General features: G+C 68.7%; 13 protein-coding genes and 2 pseudogenes. 9 read left to right on the top strand and 6 right to left on the bottom strand.

What is annotated here, in order from left to right; all coding sequences use genetic code 11:
* Positions 1-117 precede the first annotated feature (117 nt).
* The 6 genes and pseudogenes from ispH (at position 118) to ACZ6O0_RS03145 (ending at position 8,319) form a co-directional block, all read left to right on the top strand.
* Entirely contained in the window at positions 118-1,137 is a 1,020-nt protein-coding gene (gene ispH, locus ACZ6O0_RS03170) for a 4-hydroxy-3-methylbut-2-enyl diphosphate reductase (protein WP_465763147.1), read from the top strand.
* Entirely contained in the window at positions 1,134-2,198 is a 1,065-nt protein-coding gene (locus ACZ6O0_RS03165; RefSeq protein ID WP_465763146.1) for a polyprenyl synthetase family protein, read from the top strand. The genes ispH and ACZ6O0_RS03165 overlap by 4 nt, the downstream gene beginning before the upstream one ends.
* Positions 2,199-2,267: 69 nt before the next feature.
* Positions 2,268-4,057: pseudogene (locus tag ACZ6O0_RS03160) on the top strand (1-deoxy-D-xylulose-5-phosphate synthase).
* Positions 4,058-4,118: 61 nt separating this feature from the next.
* Positions 4,119-4,568, top strand: a pseudogene (locus ACZ6O0_RS03155) (flavodoxin-dependent (E)-4-hydroxy-3-methylbut-2-enyl-diphosphate synthase); the annotation flags it as partial.
* A 225-nt stretch (positions 4,569-4,793) separates the two neighbouring features.
* The gene (locus ACZ6O0_RS03150) at positions 4,794-7,022 is read left to right on the top strand and encodes a glycoside hydrolase domain-containing protein (protein ID WP_465763145.1); all 2,229 of its coding nucleotides are present in this window, start codon (positions 4,794-4,796) and stop codon (positions 7,020-7,022) included.
* Positions 7,009-8,319 carry a glycosyltransferase gene (locus ACZ6O0_RS03145; RefSeq protein ID WP_465763144.1) on the top strand — a complete coding sequence of 437 codons (1,311 nt, stop codon included), beginning with the start codon at positions 7,009-7,011 and terminating at the stop codon, positions 8,317-8,319. Before ACZ6O0_RS03150 ends, ACZ6O0_RS03145 begins: the two co-directional genes overlap by 14 nt.
* Positions 8,320-8,542: 223 nt before the next feature.
* Here the strand turns inward: ACZ6O0_RS03145 and ACZ6O0_RS03140 are convergent, their stop codons facing one another.
* The gene (locus ACZ6O0_RS03140; RefSeq protein WP_465763143.1) at positions 8,543-8,992 is read right to left on the bottom strand and encodes a MarR family winged helix-turn-helix transcriptional regulator; all 450 of its coding nucleotides are present in this window, start codon (positions 8,990-8,992) and stop codon (positions 8,543-8,545) included.
* Positions 8,993-9,059: 67 nt separating this feature from the next.
* Between ACZ6O0_RS03140 and ACZ6O0_RS03135 the strand changes: the two genes are divergently transcribed.
* Entirely contained in the window at positions 9,060-9,509 is a 450-nt protein-coding gene (locus tag ACZ6O0_RS03135; RefSeq protein WP_465763142.1) for a MarR family winged helix-turn-helix transcriptional regulator, read from the top strand.
* A 228-nt stretch (positions 9,510-9,737) separates the two neighbouring features.
* Here ACZ6O0_RS03135 and ACZ6O0_RS03130 read toward each other — a convergent pair whose 3' ends face one another.
* Positions 9,738-10,646: an NADP-dependent oxidoreductase gene (locus ACZ6O0_RS03130; RefSeq protein WP_465763141.1), complete on the bottom strand. Its 909-nt coding sequence runs from the start codon at positions 10,644-10,646 to the stop codon at positions 9,738-9,740.
* 601 nt (positions 10,647-11,247) lie between these two features.
* On the opposite strand from ACZ6O0_RS03130, the gene ACZ6O0_RS03125 reads away from it, so the two are divergent.
* Positions 11,248-11,568 carry an MmcQ/YjbR family DNA-binding protein gene (locus ACZ6O0_RS03125; RefSeq protein ID WP_465763140.1) on the top strand — a complete coding sequence of 107 codons (321 nt, stop codon included), beginning with the start codon at positions 11,248-11,250 and terminating at the stop codon, positions 11,566-11,568.
* Between the two features lie 205 nt (positions 11,569-11,773).
* Here ACZ6O0_RS03125 and ACZ6O0_RS03120 read toward each other — a convergent pair whose 3' ends face one another.
* Together ACZ6O0_RS03120 and ACZ6O0_RS03115 are read right to left on the bottom strand one after the other, a co-directional pair.
* Positions 11,774-13,054, bottom strand: coding sequence for a S8 family peptidase (locus ACZ6O0_RS03120; protein WP_465763139.1), 1,281 nt, complete (start codon positions 13,052-13,054; stop codon positions 11,774-11,776).
* Positions 13,055-13,236: 182 nt separating this feature from the next.
* Positions 13,237-14,052 (bottom strand): alpha/beta fold hydrolase, encoded by an 816-nt coding sequence (locus ACZ6O0_RS03115; RefSeq protein ID WP_465763138.1) that lies wholly within the window; start codon positions 14,050-14,052, stop codon positions 13,237-13,239.
* Between the two features lie 311 nt (positions 14,053-14,363).
* Between ACZ6O0_RS03115 and hrpB the strand changes: the two genes are divergently transcribed.
* A complete protein-coding gene (gene hrpB / locus ACZ6O0_RS03110) occupies positions 14,364-16,916 on the top strand; it encodes an ATP-dependent helicase HrpB (RefSeq protein WP_465763137.1) in 2,553 nt (850 codons plus the stop codon).
* A 746-nt stretch (positions 16,917-17,662) separates the two neighbouring features.
* Here the strand turns inward: hrpB and ACZ6O0_RS03105 are convergent.
* Positions 17,663-18,643, bottom strand: a complete 981-nt coding sequence (locus ACZ6O0_RS03105; RefSeq protein WP_465763136.1) for a serine hydrolase domain-containing protein — start codon at positions 18,641-18,643, stop codon at positions 17,663-17,665.
* 229 nt (positions 18,644-18,872) lie between these two features.
* A complete protein-coding gene (locus ACZ6O0_RS03100) occupies positions 18,873-19,769 on the bottom strand; it encodes a LysR family transcriptional regulator (RefSeq protein ID WP_465763135.1) in 897 nt (298 codons plus the stop codon).
* Between the last annotated feature and the right edge of the window lie 39 nt (positions 19,770-19,808).

The raw sequence follows: 19,808 nt of genomic DNA, 5'->3' as shown, positions 1-19,808 counted from the left end.
GATCTCCGCAGGCAGGGCTACCGGGTCACGACCGGGACTGTCGTCATCGGACAAGGCGAAGACTCGGCCGCAGCAGTGCTCGATGGGGGAACGGGGCTCGGCGTCGCCTTCCCGCCCATGGGTGACGCTGACCGCGCTGCAGCCAAATGCACCATCAAGGTCTGGGCGGCTCTCGCCCGGCCACGTCGTGTCCTGCTCGCCTCCCCACGTTCGTTCTGTGCCGGCGTCGAACGAGCCATCAAGACCGTGGAGGAACTGCTCGACCGATCCGGCGGCACTGTCTACGTGCGCAAACAGATCGTCCACAACGCCCACGTGGTTCGCGACCTCGAAAGCCGGGGGGCTGTCTTCGTCGAAGAGGTCGCCGAGATCCCGGCCGGCGCGATGGTGGTCTTCTCGGCCCACGGCGTCGCTCCGGCCGTGTACGCCGACGCCGCGGACCGTGGTCTGCGTGTGATCGACGCGGCTTGCCCACTCGTGACCAAGGTGCACGCCGAAGCCAGGCGGTTCGCTGCCGGTGGCGACACCATCGTCCTGATCGGCCATGCGGGACACGAAGAGGCCGAGGGCACGATGGGCCAAGCGCCGTCGCGGACAGTACTGGTCGAGACGGTCGACGACGTCGCACGCCTCGAGGTGGCGGATCCCGGCCGGGTGGCCTACCTGACCCAGACCACCCTCGCCGTCGACGAGGTCGCCGAGGTGGTCGGCGCGCTGCGGCGGCGCTTCCCCGCCGTGAAAGGACCCGCATCCGACGACATCTGCTACGCCACGACGAATCGGCAGGTCGCCTTGCGGGCCGTGGTGGACGAGTCGGACGCCGTCTTCGTGGTCGGGTCGGTCAACTCGTCCAACTCGCGGCGACTGGTCGAGCTCGCCGAGCGGCAGGGCACCCCGGCGTACCTGATCGACGACGCGGGTGACATCCGGCCGGACTGGCTGACCAGTGTGGACACAGTCGGGCTGACGGCGGGCGCGTCGGCGCCGCCCGCGCTCGTCAGCGGTGTGATCGCCGCGCTGAACGGACTCGGCCCGGTCGAGGTGGCCGAACGAGAGATCTCGCGCGAAACGGTCCATTTCGCGTTGCCTTCGCAGGTGCAGAACAGACTCGGCACGAGGGAGATCGAACAACGATGAGCAACTCAGTCTTGATGCCCGGTTTCGCTGTGGCCGGCCCGGAATCAGCGAGTATGGGAAGGACTCCAGCCGAGATCCTCGCCTGGGCGCGCGAGATGGTTGACCCGACCCTGCGCGCCGCCGTCGACACACTTCCGGATTCGATGCGCCGGATCGTCGGGTATCACTTCGGCTGGTGGGACGCGGACGGACGCCCCACCGAGAACAATCCCGGTAAGGCGCTGCGACCCGGGCTGACCCTGGTCTCCGCCGCCGCCATCGGCGGGTCCGCGGCAACGGCCGCGGCGATCCCGGCCGCGGTGGCCGTCGAACTGGTCCACAACTTCTCGTTGCTGCACGACGATGTGATGGATCGCGACGCCAGCCGCCGGCACCGCGCCACCGCCTGGACGGTCTTCGGAATCAGCCCGGCCATCCTCGCCGGTGACTCGCTGCTCACCCTGGCGTTCGACGTACTCGCCGGGAGGTCCGGCAGCAACGCCGAGGTGATCAGGCGCTGCCTCTCCACCGCGGTCCAGAGCTTGGTCGAGGGTCAGGCGCAGGACCTCTCCTTCGAGCAGCGGATGGACGTCACCCCGGCCGAATGCCGGAACATGCTCGGCCTGAAGACCGCGGCGTTGTTCGCCTGCGCCTGTGCTGTCGGCGCGCTGTCGGCCGGCGCCACGCCTCTGGACACCGAGCGGTACCACCGGTACGGCGACCAGCTGGGGCTCGCCTTCCAGTTCGCTGACGACATCCTCGGAATCTGGGGCCACCCTGCGGTCACCGGCAAGCCCGCTCACGCGGACCTCGCCGTACGCAAGAAGTCGGCGCCCGTTGTCGCCGCCCTCGCTTCCGGTACCCCGGAAGGCGCCGAGCTGGCCGAACTCTACCGCCGACCGCAGCTCAGCTCGGCCGAGCTCGTTCGCGCCGCGACCCTCGTCGAGGCGGCCGGCGGCCGTGAGTGGAGCCGGCAGCAGGCCGCGGGTTTTCTCGCTGGGGCGCTGCGGGAACTGCAGCCCGGCAGGTTCGACAACAAGCTGCGTTCTCTCGCCCAGCTGGCCGCCTGCCGCGATCGCTAGTCGTACCGCGCTGTGGATCGATGACCGCACACCAGCCACACCAATCCGCCCACCCTCGGGAGCCCCGACATGACACGTCCCTTCAAGGCGTCACCAACCGCGGTGCTGGATCCGCCGGACGGCGGTTCGTCGCGCGCCCTGTCGCACACCGATCTGCGCGCACTGGACGTCCCCCGGCTGGAGGCGCTGGCTGCTGAGATCCGCGCGGCCCTGGTACCCGCAGTCTGCGCGGCCGGGGGACACCTGGGTTCCAACCTCGGCATGGTGGAGCTGACCATCGCACTCCACCGGGCCTTCGACTCGCCGAGAGACCCGATCCTGTTCGACACCGGTCACCAGGCCTACGTGCACAAGATGCTCACCGGCCGGTGGGACCGGATGGACACGTTGCGGCGGGCCGGCGGGCTGTCCGGCTACCCGTCGCGGGGGAGAGCGCCCACGACTTCATCGAGAATTCGCACGCCTCCACGGCGTTCTCCTACGCCGACGGCATGAGCCGGGCGATCGAGCTGAGCGATGACCTTGACCGCAGGGTGGTCGCGGTCGTCGGCGACGGAGCCCTGACCGGTGGCATGTGCTGGGAGGCGATGAACAACCTCGGCGCGTCCAGCCGACCGGTCGTGCTGGTGCTCAACGACAACGAACGTTCGTACGATCCGACCAAGGGTTCGGTCGCCGTACACCTGGAGGCACTGAGGACCGGCCGGTCCGGCGGGGCCAACCTGTTCGAGCAGCTCGGCTTCGAGTACGTCGGGCCTGTCGACGGCCACGACTTCGACGCACTGGGCATGGCCTTCGAGTTCGCGCGGACGCGGCGGCACCCGGTGCTCGTCCACTGCGTGACGGTGAAGGGCCGGGGCTACCTGCCCGCCGAGCGGGACGAGACCGACCGGATGCACGGCATCGGCGAGATCGACCCGATGACCGGCAAGAGCCTGGTCCCGAGCGCGCCGAGCTGGACGAGTGTGTTCGCCGACGAGATCGCGGACATTGCCCGGAGCCGCCCCGACGTCGTCGGAATCACGGCGGCGATGCGGCTGCCCGTCGGCTTCGGCCGGTTCGCCGCGGAGTTCCCCGACCGGGTGATCGACGTGGGCATCGCGGAGCAGCATGCGGTGACCTCGGCGGCCGGGATGGCCATGGCCGGCCTGCACCCGGTGGTCGCGATCTACTCGACTTTCCTCAACCGGGCCTTCGACCAACTGGTGATGGACGTGGCACTGCACCGGCTGCCGGTGACGTTCGTGCTGGACCGTGCCGGGGTCACCGGGCCGGATGGGCCCAGCCATCACGGCGTGTGGGATCTGTCCCTGCTGGCGATGATTCCCGGGCTGCGGGTGGCCTGCCCCCGCGACCCGCGGGACCTGCGGGCCCGGCTGCGTGAGGCGGTCGGGTGGCCCGGCCCGACCGCGATTCGATACCCGAAAGCGGTGGCGCGCGAGCCGATCTCGGCGTACGGCGCCGTCGGTGACGTGGACCTGCTGCACGACGGTGGCCGGGATGTGCTGATCGTCGCCGTCGGAAACCTCGCGTCGACGTGCTTGCGCGCCGCGGAGATCTTGCGTTCGCAGGGCATCGGCGTGACGGTGGCCGACCCGAGATGGGCGCTGCCGGTCAGTGAGTCACTCACCGGGCTTGTCTCGAACTTCCGGGTGGCGTGCGTGGTCGAGGACGGCGTGGCTTCCGGTGGCGTCGGCGACGCGGTTGCCCGGGCCTGCGTTGCTGCCCACGTGCCGGTGCCGGTGCGGTCGCTTGGCCTGCCGACGGCGTTCCTCCCGCAGGGAAGCAGGGCTGGTGTGCTGAGCCGGGCGGGCTTGAACGCCGAGGCCATCGCCGAGCGGATCGGGGATCTCCTGTGACGAGCGCCCGACCGCTTCCGATGCCGCCGCCCAGGAGCCGACCGTCACCGTATCGCTCGGCATGCCGCAGGCACCCGCGCCGGTCCGGGCCGCTCGCCGCAGAACCCGTCAGCTCATGGTGGGCAAGGTAGGCGTCGGTAGTCAGTTCCCTGTGTCCGTCCAGTCCATGACCACGACGCCGACCGCCGACGTCAACGCAACTCTGCAGCAGATCGCGGAGCTGCCGCGGCGGGTTGTGACATCGTGCGGGTGGCCTGCCCGTCGCAGGGCGACGCCGATGCGCTGCCCGCGATCGCGCGCAAGTCGCAGATCCCGGTCATCGCGGACATCCATTTCCAGCCCAAGTACGTGTTCGCCGCGATCGAGGCAGGCTGCGCGGCGGTCCGGGTCAACCCGGGCAACATGAGGAAGTTCGACGACAAGGTCAAACAACTCGCGGCCGCCGGGAAAGGGTCACGGCGCCCCGATCCGGATCGGGGTCAACGCCGGATCGCTCGACCCGCGGCTGCTGCGGGGCGGTCTGCGATATCCGCCAGGCGGGCACCGCGCGGATCCGAAATGGCGCATCGCCGCTGGTCACCCAGCACGGCCCGTGTCAGGGGGACGGATCCTGTTGGGCAAGACGCGGACCCGGCGACCCGCCCGGTCGTAACCTGCGCGTCTCCTTCGGTCACGCGGCTGAAACATGGGCTTCTTACGTTGAGAGTCCACGTCAGCCGCGCGAGGCGGTGAGCCGATGTACGAGCACGTCGACCCGTTCATCGGGACCGGCGCTACTGACCTGCCCACGCCGCAGGGCCTGGCCGCGACCTGGTGGTGGCCCAAGCCGCAGGTCGGCAACACCCACCCGGGCGCCACGCACCCCTTCGGGATGGTGTCGGCCTGCCCGTACTCCGGGGCCTACCCGACCGGATACGGGTTGTACGACTTCAACACCGAGGGCGTGCCCAAGCAGTTGTACGACCGCCCGGTCGCCTCCGGCTTCACCCACTTCCAGCAGTCCGGCACCGGCGCGATCCGCAAGTACTACAACTACTTCCGGATCACGCCGATGCTCGGCCCGCTCGATGACCTGGGCACCACGTGGGACTTGCTGGAGGAGGTGGCTGAGCCCGGCTACTATGCGGCGACGCTGAGCTCGGGGGTGCGTTGCGAGGTGACGGTCGGCCCCAAGTCGGCCGTCCATCGGTACACCTTCCCGGCGAACGACGCCGCCCGGATCGTCATCGACGCCTCGACCGGCGGCCTGGCCATCCCGCACAGCCAGACTGTGCCGCTGAAGGCGCACCTGGCGATGCTGGAGCCGGGGGTGGCTCAGGGGGACATCCACGTCGAGGGGGTGCCGCTGGCCGTGCACCTGGAGGTCGACGCTCCCGGCTGGCGGCAGCTGCTGTGGTACGACCGGCGCCTGATGCCTGGCGGCACCCGCCTCGACTTCGACTACATCCGACCGACCACACTGCGGCCGTTCGGGCTGATCTTCATGGGCCCGTCGCGTGCCGAGCAGACCGTCGAGGTGCGGCTGGGGTTCTCCCTGCGCGGGTGTGAGAAGGCCCGCGACAACCTGCACACGGACGTCGGCCGCGCCCGGGTCACCTTCGCCGGGCGGCGTGACCAGACGGCAGCCACCTGGCGCGACCACCTCGGCAAGATTGCGATCAAGGCAGAGTCAGACGACCAGGCGACGGTTTTCGGCACCGCGCTCTACCACTCGCTGGTCAAGCCGTGCTTCGCCCCGGACGAGAGTCCGTCGTGGACGACCGAGGGCCCGTATGCGTTCGACATCTGCACCATGTGGGACATCTACCGGACCCAGCTGCCACTGATGACCACGTTGTTCCCGGAGCGTTCGGTCTCGCTGGCCGGCGCGATGTTGTCGATCTGCGAGCAGGAGGGCAACCTGCCGATCGGCTATCGGATGGCCAAGGGCGCCGACCGGTTCTCCCGGCAGGGCAGTGCGCTCGCGCACACCTTCCTGGCCGACCTGTGTCAGCTGGATCTGCCTGGTATCGACTGGGACTGGGCCATGGTGCACCTGGAGATGGACCTGCGCCGGACGTACGGCGAGGACTACCTGGTGCACGGTGTGGCGCATCCGATCAGCCACACCCTGGACCTGGCGTACGCCTACCACTGCACAGCGGCGATCGCCCGCAAGGTGCGCGACCGGACGCTGGCGCAGCAGCTGCGCGACCACGCCCGAGGCTGGCAGGCGGCGTACGACCCGGGCACCGGCCTGCTGCGCGACTCGACGTTCTATGAGGGCGGCCGGTGGAACTACTCCTTCCGGCTGCTGCACGACATGCGTGCCCGGATCGCGCTCGCCGGTGGCGACGAGGCGTTCGTGGGGCTACTCGACCGGTTCTTCGGGTACGACGCCGCACCGGTCACCCAGCCAGGGGTGGCGCCGAGCGTGGCCGAGATGAATGCCGGGTACGGCCTGTGCCGGTTCGAGGGATTGAACAACGAACCCGACTACGAGGCGCCGTGGTGCTACCACTACGCCGGGCGGCCGGACCGCACCGCCGAGGTGGTGCATGCCGCAATCGCCAACCAGTTCGGCACCGGCCGGGGCGGGCTGCCAGGTAACGACGACTCCGGCGGGCTGTCTGCGTGGTACGTGTGGGCGACGCTCGGGTTGTTCCCGGTGGCTGGGCAGAACCTGTTCCTGGTGAGCGCGCCGGCCGTGGCGGAGTCCACCAGCCGGCTGCCGGAGGGCGAGCTGTCGATCACCACAACAGGATTCGAGCCTGTCGAGGCAGGCGGACCGGTCTCCTATGTCCAATCCGTCGCGGTGGACGGCAAGGCACTCGAACGCCCCTGGATCTCCGGCCGGGAACTGCGGCACATCCGCAACCTCCACATCGAGGTCGGCCCTCAGCCCTCCGGCTGGGGCGCCCGGATCAGGCCACCATCCACATCCGACCCGCTGCACACCACTGGAGGTGGGCATGAACATCGCTGACAACACACTCGTTCCGTCCACACCCAACCGCCGCCTGGTCCTGGTCGTCCGCGCCGACCCGGTGATCTGCGGGCACTCCGGTGAGGCACGGTGCCTCGCGGAGGTCGCGCTCACCCGCGGGTTCGACGACGTACGGATCGTGACCTGGCCGCTGGATGCGCTGGAGGCGGCCGGGCTGCCGCTGAAACCACTCGATCGCGTGCTGCCGTACAGCCCTGGCATCACCGTGGAGCGGCCCGATCCTGTTGGCGACTACCGGGTTCCGGATGGGCGCTACCTGTCCGGGCTCGTCGGGCGGCTGGTCGAGCTGTTCAGCGACGGAGTACCGACGGTGGCGATGTCGCTGTATCTGAGCCCGCATGCGATTGCCGTGCAGGAGGCCGTCCAGATGGCGCGCCGGATCGGGCCCGCGCAGGTCACCACTGTGGCTGAGGCAGTGGGCTCCGACATCACCAACGTGGTGCGCGAGTGTGTGACCACCGGCCGGTTCGGGGCGGCCGCGCACATCCTGTCGGTCTACCTGGAGGCCGACCACTGCGTGGCGGTCTCGGAGTACACGAGGGACCTGATCGTGGCCTCGGCGGCGACCCTCGACGGCATGCACGGCACGAAGTTCGCGCAGCAGTGCCGTGAGCGGATCGCCATCTCCTATCCGGCCGTCGACTCCTGGCCCTACCTGTCGCTCGCCGATGACAGGATCGCCGAAACGCTCACCCGGCGCGGCCTCTCGAGGGATGGGTACGTACTGTTCCTGTCCCGGATCGCCTCGGCGAAGGGGATCGACGACCTGATCGACGCCTACGCCGGGTCGCGGTCGGCCGAGCGGGTGCAGCTGGTCCTGGCCGGGCGCGGGCCGCACGAAGACGCGGTGGTGACGCGGGTGGCGGCAGCGGGCCTGGGCGACCGGGTGCGGATGCTGACCGACGTGGACGACGCGGAGAAGCCGGCGTTGATGGCCGGGAGCGCGGCGTTCGTGCTGCCGACCCGCGAGCAGCCGGAGTTCGTGGAGACGTTCGGGATCGCGCTGGTCGAGAAGGCGCTCGCCGGCGGCGGGCCGATCATCACCTGCGCGACCGGCGGCGTACCCGAGGCCGTCGGTGATACGGCCCTGCTGGTGCCGCAGCACGACCCGGCCACGCTGCGGACCGTGCTCGACGAGGTCGTGTGCGACTGGACCCTCGAGCAGCGGGCGGACGCCGAACGGCGCGCGAGGGCGTACGCGTTGCAGTTCGACCGGATTGCGGTGTTCGACCGCCTCTTCGCGCTCGCCGAGCCTCCCGCCATCCACGTCGCCTGAGGTCGTCCAACGCTTGCGACGGGGCTTCTCGTGCGCTAAGGCGGGAGTCACGACCAACCGTGCGCGATCGCGAACCTCTCGCGGACCGCTCACGCTCGCGTTGGCTCTGCCGCAGGTCGAGCGAGGCGTGCCAGCCGGCCGCGGTGCCGACAACTGTTCAGACAAGTCTGCCGATCCCAGGTCTGGTGGATCAGGGGTCGTCTTCGGTCCCGCCGCAAGCTGCCTACCCAGTTGGATCGCTTGCGTCGTACCCGGCCAGTTCGATCAGTGCCGCGCGGAGAGCCTCCAGTCGGTCCTCGCCGAGCTGGTCGGCCCAGGCGCGCTCGACAGTGCCTCCGGCCTTGCGCGACATCGGCCGGATCGCAAGCCCGGCCTCGGTGAGTACGACGAGCCAGGCGCGCCCGTCGTTGGGGTCCGGACGGCGCTCGACCAGGCCGGCCGCGATCAGTTGTTCGACGCTGCGGGCCATCGTCTGCTTGCGCACGTTGGCCTTGGTGGCGAGCGTCTGGACGCTGACGCCCTGAGGCGGTACGAACGGGATCACTCGTGCGTGTGCCGCGGTGAGGTCGCGGACACCGAGCTTCTCGAGCTCTGCGTCCATCTCCGTGGACCAGCGCTGGTTCGCCAAGCGCAGGAGCAACCCGATGAGTGGCTGGGGATGATCTCCGGGCATATAGACAGCCTCCTGTCTTTCGACTACGTTAGACAGCTACCTGTCTATCTTAGGAAGGAAGGCGACCGTGAACGCAGCGACACTCCCTTTCGGCACCGCGATGGCGCTCGCTGAGCGCAACCTGCGTGGTCCGCTGGCCCGGATCCTCACCGAGGAGGACCTCGAGCCTGGCGCGTGGTTCACGCTCAATGCTCTCGGCTTGCGAGGGGCTACTCCGACAATGATCATCAAGGAGCTGCTCTCCACCAACGGGTACGACCACGCGAGCGTCGACGCGCTGCTCGCTCGCCTCGCCGCCGTTGGACTGATCGAGAACGGCGACGAGTTCCTCCGCCTCACCCCAGCGGGTGCCGAGCGCTACACGGCGGTCAGCAATCGGATCGGCACCGCGACCCGTCGGGTGTTCAGCCTCTTCGACGCGACCCAGGTCGAGACAGCGCGCGCCCTTCTGCAACAGGTGGCCGAGACCGACCCGGCGACGATCGCCGCGATCGCATTCGACGAGTCGCCAGCGTAAGACGGTCCGGGCACGCGGCGCCTGCCGCACCGCCCGTTCGCACGCCTGGTGTCCGGATCCTGCCGCAACCCTGCCTGGGCCGTTCGTGCTCCGGGGCGAACGGCTCGGGGAGCTCGTCTCGTCGGTTCGAGAAGGCCGCCTCAGGTATAGGGAAAGTGCGTTCTCCGTGCTGTTGTCTGTGGCCACGGAGTGGTCGGCGGCGGGTGCACGAAGGGGTCACCGACCGTGTCATTTCATCGTGATGATGGTCCTGCCGCGGGTGTGCTCCGCGAAGGCGGCGGGGGCGGCGGCCAGGTCGTTTAGGGCCGTGACGAGCGGTGTGAGTCGCCCATCGCGGAGGCGAGCGGCCAGCTGCGTCAGCTGTTCGCGGTTGGGCTCGACGACGAAGAAGATTGCCCGGCCGTCGGAGGGCTGGATGGCCGGCGGGTCGGCGACGGTGACGAGGGTGCCGCCGGGGCGTAACAGTGCGGTGGAGCGGTCGCGGATCTCGCCCCCGATCACGTCGAACACCACGTCGACCTCGCCGGTGTCCTCGAGGCGGTCGTTGTCCAGGTCGAGGAACTCGTGGACGCCCAGGGTGCCGGCCAGGTCCCGGTCGGAAGACCGGCCGGTGCCGATGATGTGGGCGCCGGTCTCGCGGGCCAGTTGTACGGCGACCGAGCCGACGGAGCCGCCCGCGCCGTGGATGAGGACGGCTTGGCCTGTCTGCAGGTGAGCGTGGTCGAACAGCGCCTGCCAGGCGGTGAGACCCGGCATCACCGCAGCGGCCCCGGTGACGTGGTCGACATCGGCGGGGAGCGGAGCCAGGTTCCGGGCCTCCACTGCGGCGTACTCCGCGAGCGAACCGTTGCGGCGCCAGTCAGTCAGCCCGAAGACCCGCTGACCGACCGTGAGACCGGTGGTGCCGTAGCCGAGCTCGACGACCACACCGGACAGCTCGTGGCCGAGGACACTCGGCGTACGGTCGCGGCCGGCGCGGTCGGTCCAAGTCCCGGGCCAGTCCGGCTCGCCGCGGAGGAAGCCGGCGGCGTGGACCTGCACGATGACGTCGTTCTCGGCGGCGGAGGGGTAGGGCAGTTCGGTCAGGGACAGCCCGTGGCCGTCGGCCTCGCGGTCCCGGACAGTAATGGCACGCATGAAAGATCCTTTGCAATGGTCGTTGTGCTGGTACGCCTCGACCGTAGGCAGTCATGGCCCGTGATCGCTAGGCCACTCGGCGGTGGTTTTAGTGGGCCACTTGGGCGAGCGAGTCGCCCCTGATCCTGACCATCTGCGCACTTTTCGTCCTCAGGAAGACCCGCGGCTGCCTGACGATTGCTCGCCCGATCGCCACCCGTTGGCTCTGCTCGCCGGAGAGCAGAGCCGCAGTCCCGTCGATCGTCAGCCCGGTGCGGCTCCTACGGTGTCTTCCCGGTGAACCGCCGCGACCTTGCTCCGAGGTGGGAGTGGTCGACGTACCCACTTTCGCCGGCAAACGCCGTCGGTGGCGTGAATGCCTGTCGTGCGGTTGCCTGGAGCAACTTCACGGGCTTGCCGGAACGACACAACAGGCGGCGACGTGTGACACCTGTCTCCATGGAAAGGCTTTCGGTGTCCTACGAGGAATCCGCACCCTTGACCACACGGCTGTGGCTCAGCCCCTAGCCGGTCGGGGGTTTGCCTGACGTCCTTGTCCGTCACTCCTGGTCTCGTGGGTGCGGAGTGTCATGATCGGTGTCGGGATCACTGGGAGGCTGGGATGACGCCTGACGAGCGGTTCGACGAGTTGGTTGGCGAGTTTCTGGATATGCCTGGAGTGACGGGGCCAGGTTCGGGGCGGGGCTTCGGTTCTTCGGCGTTGCGTGTCGGGAACAAGATCTTTGCGATGCTGGCGCACGAGCGGCTGGTGGTGAAGTTGCCGGCGGCCCGGGTCGATGTCTTGGTGGCGGCTGGGGAGGGAGTTCGGTTCGACGCGAACAAGGGTGTGCCGATGAAGGAGTGGTTCAGTGTTGATCCTGATTCGGCTTTCTCGTGGCAGGAGCTTGCTCGTGAGGGTTGTGCTTACGTCGCGGGGAAATAGACAGTTCGGTCACGCGGCCTGACTTCCCGGGCCGGCTGGGATGCCGGGTGCTCGGTGTCCTCGTCGATGTAGCGGGACGGTGGCGCCTGTACGCCTCCGGCAACCGTCAACAGCTGGCTCGTCGGTCGGCACCCGAGAGGCGTACTGACGCGGTACGGACCGAGCTGATCGGCCGTACCGCGTCAGTGTGCGCTCAGCCGTCGGTCTACACCTGCGCGTCACCCGGCAGGAGCACCGGCCCGACAGCCGGCAGAACGCGGCGGCGGCTGATGGCGAGCAGGGCGTTGGCTGCCTGTTTGGGGCGTTCGCCGGTCAACGACATTCGGGCGGCGATCAGGCCCGCAACCATGGGAGTTGCGAATGAGGTGCCGCTCCATTGCGCCATACCGGCGAAGTCGCGGAACTGGCCCACGTTTGGTCGTTCGGTGCATTTGTAGCGCCCGGTCAGAAACGCGTTCACGAGATTCTCGCCCGGTGCATAGACGTCGACCCAACTGCCATAGTTGCTGAACGACGCACGGCTGATTCCGTCGGCGGCCAGTGCTCCCACAGAAACGGCTTCGGGGTAGGCAGCCGGCCAGAACGGCTGGTCAGTGCCGTCATTTCCGGCCGCGGCGACGAGTACGGGGCCGTCCGCGCCGCCCTGCCGCGGCCGGGTGAAGGTGTCGAGAGCCATCGACGGTACGTCGAAGCGCGTCGTGGAGCCGGCCGAGAGACTGATGATGTCCGGATCCTCGTCCATCACTTCGGCCAGTCGATCGGCCAGATCCGCCTCGAACACCGCTCCAGCCTTGTTGAAGTAGCTCTTCACCACCACTTCGGCCCGCGGCGCGATCGCGCGGACGACGCCCGCGATGAAGGTTCCGTGACCCGCGTACGGGCGGATCAGCTTGGTCACCGGGTCGAAGGCTACTTCGGGGTCGCCGCTCACGCCGTTCAGCCAGCGTGCACTCGGTGCCGGGGTCCAGCCGACGTCCAGGACGACCACCTTGACCCCGTGGCCGTCGGCCTTGCCCACCTTGGTCAGAAACGGATCTGGGAGCGCGCCTTCCAGGACCTCCTCGGGTTCCGTCGCGGGGCACGGACTGACGCTGCAGACGTAGAACAGGTGTTCCGGCGTGACATGGCCGCGGCCGAACTGTCTGTCGGCATGCGCCAGGAAACGCTGGATCTCAGTGAAGCCGTCGCCGTCCGGTGCGGCGGCCGGTACGGCGTCCGGCAGGTCGAGCCGGGTGACGCCGAGGCTGCTGCGCCGAGCGTTTCCACCGCCGAACAGATCGACCGCTCGGGGACTGTCGTGATCCCTGACCAGCACGCCCCTGGACCGGTAGATGGCGTTCACCCCGGCGGTGCGCCAGTTCGGCGGATCGATCTCGATCTCGTCGCCGAATTCGGCCAGAATCAGCTCGACCTGGTCTTCGAATTTAGCGTTTGCATCACCGTCCGGCTGGTTGTTGTTCCCGCCCGAGTTGTTGTCGTCCGGCATTTTCTTCCCCCTCGATGATCACAGGCAGGTACATCCCGGCCAGTTGACATTTTCACTGTGCCGACAAACCAGAGGGTGTGTCGAGGGCGGTGATCAGGTGGAGTACGACGCTGAGCGCCGTCTTCCGGAGTTTCTGGCCACGTATGTGGGTCACGAAGTCGCCGATGATGATTGGGCCGGCCTCATTGGGGTGGTTGATCGCGGTGGTGCTGGAGGAACTCGATGATGGCTTGGGCTGTGGGTTCGGGTTCTTGTTCGGCGGGGTAGTGACCTGATCGTTCCAGGATGAGGCCGGTGACGTGTGTTGAGAGGGTGCGGAGGCCGTCGGCGACGGCGGGGCCCATGGCGTAGCGTCCTCCGATCGCGAGCACGGGGGTGTGGATGGGGTTGCCTTGGAGTCGTTGGACGTCGGTGATGTCGCCGGCGCGGGTTCGGTAGTAGCTGAGCCCGGCTTGCAGGGCGTCGTCGGTTGTGTAGGCGTCGATGTAGGCGCGGACTGTGTCCGGGTCTAGCCCGGCGGGCCCGGCGCTTTGGCGGAGGAAGGTTCCGTAGTAGGCGTCTTCTCGTCCTGGGACGAGCTGTTCGGCGAGGCCGGGTGCGCGGTTGAACGGTCCGTGCCAGGTCGGGTAGTGCTCTGCGCCTGGTGCGGGGATGTCGATGTCGATCCCGGGGAGGATCTCCTCTTCGATGACGATCGCGTTCACGGCCTGGGGCATTGCGGCGGCGAGGAGAACCGCGACCGTGCCACCCCAGTCGTGGCCTACCAGTGAGAAGCGGGTGAGTCCGCGTTTGCTGAGGTCGTCGGCGAGGCTGTCGGCGAGGTCGCTCTTCCGGAAACTGGGTGTGCTCCCAGTCGGTTTGCCGAGTCCTGGCAGGGTGACCGGAATCGGCGCGAAGCCGCTGTGTCGCAGGAGTGGCAGCAGGCCTTGCCAGTGCGTCTGGGTGACCGGCCAGCCGTGAAGGAGCACGACGGGCCAACCGTTCGACGAAGCACCCATCGTCCCATCATCCTCACCACATCGTCGGACTCAATGGCCTGCGCCTGCTCCGGGAGGCCGGCCTGGCGTCGGGCGAATCCTGCGCAGTGAATGAGCGGCACCCGCGGGGAGCACCTCCGCGAGCTGCGAGCCGATCTCGAACGCCGTACGTGCGAAGGCTGACCGGATGTCCTCCGGCAGGTATCCACATCCGGCGGAGGTAGCGCTCCCTGGAGGCCCCGGGCACTTTCCGACGCTCACCGCCAAGGAGCCGGACCGGCGCTTGCGGTTGGCTGGGCGGTTCTGTGGTGGTGGTCGGCTAGCGTCGAGGCGTGTTGCTGCCTGAATCTTCGGTGCCGGGGGCGGATCTGCCTGTCCGGGCGGTTCTGCCTGCCGCGGTCGATGCGGTGCGTTCGCGCGGTACTGCGGTGTTGGTTGCGCCGCCTGGATCGGGGAAGACCTCGCTGTTGCCGCTTGCGCTGGGCGACGCGCTCGAGGGCACGATCATCGTCGCCGAGCCGCGAAGGATGGCAACCCGCGCGGCTGCGGTCCGGCTGGCGATGCTGGTCGGCGAACCGCTCGGGCAGCGGATCGGCTACGCGATGCGCGGTGAACGCAGCGGCGGCCAGGGACTCCGTGTCGAGGTGGTGACGACAGGGCTCCTCGTACGGCGTCTGCAGCAGGACCCGGAGTTGCCGGGTGTCGCCGCGATTGTGATCGACGAGTGCCACGAGCGGCACCTCGATGCCGACCTACTGCTCGCGCTCTGCATCGACATCCGGGCGAATCTTCGGGAGGACCTCGCGATAGTTGCGACCTCGGCCACTGCGGACACGATCAGGCTGAGTCGCGCCCTGGGCTTGGACGTTCCGGCGCCCGTGATCACCGCGTCTGCTGCGCAGTTCGACGTGGCGATCGAGTGGGCCCCACCACCGATCCCCGTGCCGCTGCTTCCCGGCGGGCGGGTCGACCCGCGCCTGCTGGATCACGTTGCGGCCGTCGTCCAGCGTGCACTGACCGAGAACGACGGCGACATCCTCGTGTTCGTCCCGGGGGAGGCCGAGATCAACGGCGTGACCCGCCGGCTGGCCGGTCAGAACGTCCTGCCGCTGTTCGGTCGCCAGTCAAGGGCCGAACAGGACCGCGCGTTGGCGCCGGCCGCCACTCGCCGGATCGTGGTCACGACGTCGGTCGCGGAGAGTTCGCTGACTGTGCCCGGGGTCAGGGTTGTGGTCGACTCGGGTCTTGCCCGGGAGCCGCGGACCGATCAGTCCCGTGGCCTCGGTACGTTGGTGACCTGCCGGGTTTCGAGATCGTCGGCCGACCAGCGAGCGGGTCGTGCCGGGCGGGAGGCGCCCGGCCGGGTCTATCGGTGCTGGTCTGCCACCGACCACTCGCATCTCGACGATCATGCGGCGCCGGAGATCGCGATCGCCGATCTGGCAGCCTTCGCCCTCGACCTCGCGGCCTGGGGTGCGCCTGGTGGTGAGGGTCTGACCTTGCTCGAGGCGCCGCCGGTGGTGGCGATGACCGCGGCCACCGAACTGCTGCGCCGCCTCGATGCCCTTGACGACGGCGGCCGGATCACCGAGCGGGGACGGCGGCTGGCGGCGATCGGCGCGCATCCCCGGTTGGCTCGTGCGTTGCTGGACGGGACGCCGCGGGTCGGCGCCGACCGGGCACGCGAGATCGTCGCGATGCTCTCGGACGACTCCGGCCGCGACTTCGGCGATGATCTACCGGCCCGCTGGCGAGCCCTCCGCCGAGGCGAGGACCGCGGAGCCACGGCCCGCTGGCGAGAAGAAACAAAGCGCCTCGGCCGAGGTACGACGACCGGCGACCCGTTGGGTGGAGATGGAGTGCGGCCGGCGGTTGGCGGGCCGGCTCGTCGGGGGACGCGCGCAGTACCGGATGATCTTGCGGTGGGGGTTGTGGTGGGGCTGGCGTATCCGGATCGGATTGCGCGAGTCCGGGGGGTCGACTCGGCGACGTACCAGATGTCTGGTGGTACGGGTGCTGCTCTGGATCCGCAATCGCCGTTGCGGACCACGACCTGGCTGGCGATCGCGGTTGCTGACCGGGCACCCGGTCGCGCCGACGCCAGGATCCGTTCCGCGGCGCCGATCGATGAGCAGACCGCGCGAGACATCGCGGGCGACCTCGTCTCGACCACCGATCAGATCCGCTGGGACGACGGCCGGATCGTGACGCGGCGCGTCGAGGCACTGGGCGCGATCGTGCTCAACGACGTCCCGCTGGCAAAGCCCGACCGGCTGCTCGTCCAAGCGGCCGTCCGTGACGGTATCCGGCGCAGCGGTCTGTCCGTACTGCGCTGGTCGGAGGCCGCCCTCGCCTTGCGGGAGCGGCTCGCGTTCTGCCACGCCCACCTCGGAGCCCCATGGCCTGCGGTCGATGACGAAGCACTCCTGGCCGATCTCGACGACTGGCTGGGTACCGAGCTCGCCTCGGTGCGAGGCTCGCGCGATCTTGCCCACATCGACGTAGCTTCGGCGCTCCGGCGACTGCTGCCATGGCCCGCAGCAACCCGGTTCGGCGAACTAGCACCGGAACGGCTCCGGGTCCCATCGGGCTCCGAGGTGCGACTCACGTACAACGGTGTCGAGCCGCCGGTGCTCGCCGTGAAACTGCAGGAGGTATTCGGCTGGACTGCCACTCCGGCCGTCGCGGACGGTCGTGTCCCGGTCGTTCTGCACCTACTGTCGCCCGCACGGCGCCCGGTCGCGATCACGAGCGACCTCGCCTCTTTCTGGAAGCAGGGCTATCCCCAGGTCCGAGCCGACCTGCGAGCGCGCTACCCCCGCCATCCGTGGCCGGAAGATCCACTCACTGCCAGCCCTACGAAGCGACTGAAACCTCGCCAGTGAACCGATCTGCCCCGGGCAGTGCGTATGTACTGTCTGCGCCGCTACGGGACTCGACAATTTCGGACCACGGCATCAACGTCGCCGAAGCGCGCACAGCCTCGCGGAACGTGGGTGGTAGCGGGTCGGGCTCGGTCCAGTTTCGCCCCAGATTCCAGCGCAAACCGGGTGCGGCTAATGGCCTCGCCGGTGCCGGAGGTTGAGGTGGTGTCGGCGAGTGGTCCACGCGCGAATCGCGAAGGCAACGGCGCGTGTCCGCGGCACCATCCGACGCAACCGCCTACGTCCGGGTCGTGCAGGTCGGCGCCTGACCGCGACGTGGCGATCTCGGGGTTGGACAGTCCTTGGGCGATGAGGGCGAGGCCTTCGACTTCCTGGGGTGTGAGGTTGCCTAGGGCAATGGCCTTGGCGGTGGAGTGAGGACGCTGCCGGGCGAACTCGCCCTCACTCCGCCCGGGGGAAGCTCCGCGCACAAACGACGAAGGCGACGCGGCTCAGGCCTTCCGCGGTGAATCGCGTTGGGCTGCATTTGCTGTGGGCAACTGCTCCGGTCTGTCGGGCGTCGGCGGGTACCGGTTTCAGATCATTGTTCGATTGCGTTCCGCGCGAGTGGGGTGAGCTCGCGTCGTCTGCCTGGGCGCCGTTCCAGACGGCCCCGGTAGCGATCCGGTCGCTGCGCGTTCGACTCGGCAACTGACATTCGGTCATTGGACCCAGGAGTGCCGTTCACCAGGATGACGTGTCGGTTCTCAAGGTGTGAGAGCGCGGGCGATGGGCCAGGCGCCGGGGGAGGTGTTGGACAGCACGGTGGAGGTGGTGCCGGTGTGTGGGTCGTGCGTGGACTTGAACGACGCGCCGGCGTCGTACCCGACCAGGATGACCGTGTCGGTGCTCTCGTGCAGCCAGAAGCCGAGACCGTAGCGCCTGGATTCCTCGGGTACGTCGCAGCGCGGCCGTACGACCTCTTCGACGGAATCCACTATGTCGCCGGCGAAAAGCGCGCGCCAAAAGGTGGAGATGTCGGCGGCGGTGGTGTGGATGCCGCCGTCGCCGGTGGCCAGCACCGGCAGGTGGAAGATGTTGGAACGGTCCACCCCGTTCAATGGCAGGTAACCCACGGCCGCGTCAGCTGGTAGCTCGTCGGAGCGGAGGAAGTCGGTTCTGGTCATGCCGGCGGGGCGGAGCACCCGTTCCCGGACGAGGTCGTGGTATCCGACACCGCTGGCCCGCTCCGCAAGCAGGGCGAGAACCACGAAACCACCGTTGCAGTAGCCAAACCGCTCACCAGCCCGGAACTTGGTGGGATGCCCGTCCAGCAGAGGCAGGAAAGCCTTGGTGGTAGTCAGCTCGTGCGCCGCGCCGATGAAGTAGTCGGTGATCTCGGTGTCGGCCTCTTCGTCCAGGTAGTCACCGATGCCAGAGGTGTGCGTGAGTAGATGTTCGACGGTCACGTCGTCGGCGATCAGCGGTAGGTCCTTGCCGAGCAGGGATCGGGCGGTGGTGCTCAGCTCCAGCACACCGTCACGCACCAGCGAGAGAACGGCCAGGGCGGTGAACCCCTTGCTGCCGCTCGCGATGCCGAATCTGGTGTCCAGGGAGTTGGGAACGTGGTAAGTGCGGTTCGCCAGCCCGTAGGCCTTCGCGAACTCGATCTGGCCTGCCCGGTCGATCCAGACCACACCGGAGAAGCCGGTTTCCTGAGCGATCCTGTCAATTTCCCCCTGCGCCATTGCCGCAGATTAGCCCAGGCCGCGCCAACGCCGAACCTACTTCGTGAGGCGGGCGCTTTGCATACAACGCGCTTTGCTCGCCGACCGGACTATCGGCGGGTCGACGTGGCCACCTGGCGGCTGCGTGTCGAGGTTGCGCGTCAGCAGGTGGCCGGGTTCGACCGCGATGCGTTGCTGGCCATGGCCACCGACGAAATGGAGGCGGCACTCGACTGCACCGGCGGCGTACTTACTCGATCGGGTCGGACGTGCCGGACACCGACCTGGCCAGGAAGTCGCGGAACGCGGCTGCTGCCGGTGTGAGTGGCCGCTCGTTGAGGACGACCAGGCCGATGGCCGGGTGGCTCAGGTGGGGCAGCGGATAGACCTCGACCGGCGGCCCAGGGGCGCGCGCCGCAGAGCCGGCGACCAGGGCGACGCCCAGACCGGCTGCGACGAGTTCACGGATGCTGGCCGGGCTGTAGGTCTCGAACTCGATCCGGGGCACGAAGCCCGCGGCGGCCGCGGCCTTGGTGAGGATCTCGTGCAGCCCGCTCCCGGCAGGCAAGCAGACGAAGCTCTCGTCGCGCGCGGCCGCGAGGCTGCCCGAAGGATCGCTCAGCCGGTGCCCAGGAGGACTGACCAGGACCAGTCCTTCCTCGACAAGCGGCCGTGCGACGTACCGCGGCGACAGGTCGGCGTGGATCGGGCCGAGCACCACATCGAGCTCACCGCCGTCGAGAGCCTCGAGCAGAACCTCCATCAGCCCGGAACGCAGCGTGAGCCCGAGACCGGGATAGCGCCGGCGAAAGTCGGCCAGCTGCACGGACAGGTGGAGTGTGCCGAGTACCTGGGTGGCGCCGATCCGCACCCGGCCGCGCAGTACGGACGCCAGCTGGTCGAGGTCCGCGCGCGCGGCGTCCAGTTCGTCGAGCGCCCGTCGGGTCCGCGCCCAGAACAGTTCACCCGCGTGCGTCAGTGAGACCCGGCGGGTGCTTCGCTGCAGCAGCACGGTCCCCAGCTCGGTTTCGAGCCGCCGGATCTGTGCGGAGATCGCGGGCTGGGCGATGTGCAGACTCTCGGCGGCGCGGGTGAAGCCACCATGACGGACAACGGCATCGAAGTAGATCAGCTGGCGTAGCTCCACCCATTCATCATCGATCGCGATAGATGCCAGCGCAAACTT

The sequence above is a fragment of the Kribbella sp. NPDC048837 genome, assembly GCF_055586945.1.
This window is presented reverse-complemented; position numbering and strand designations above follow the sequence as displayed.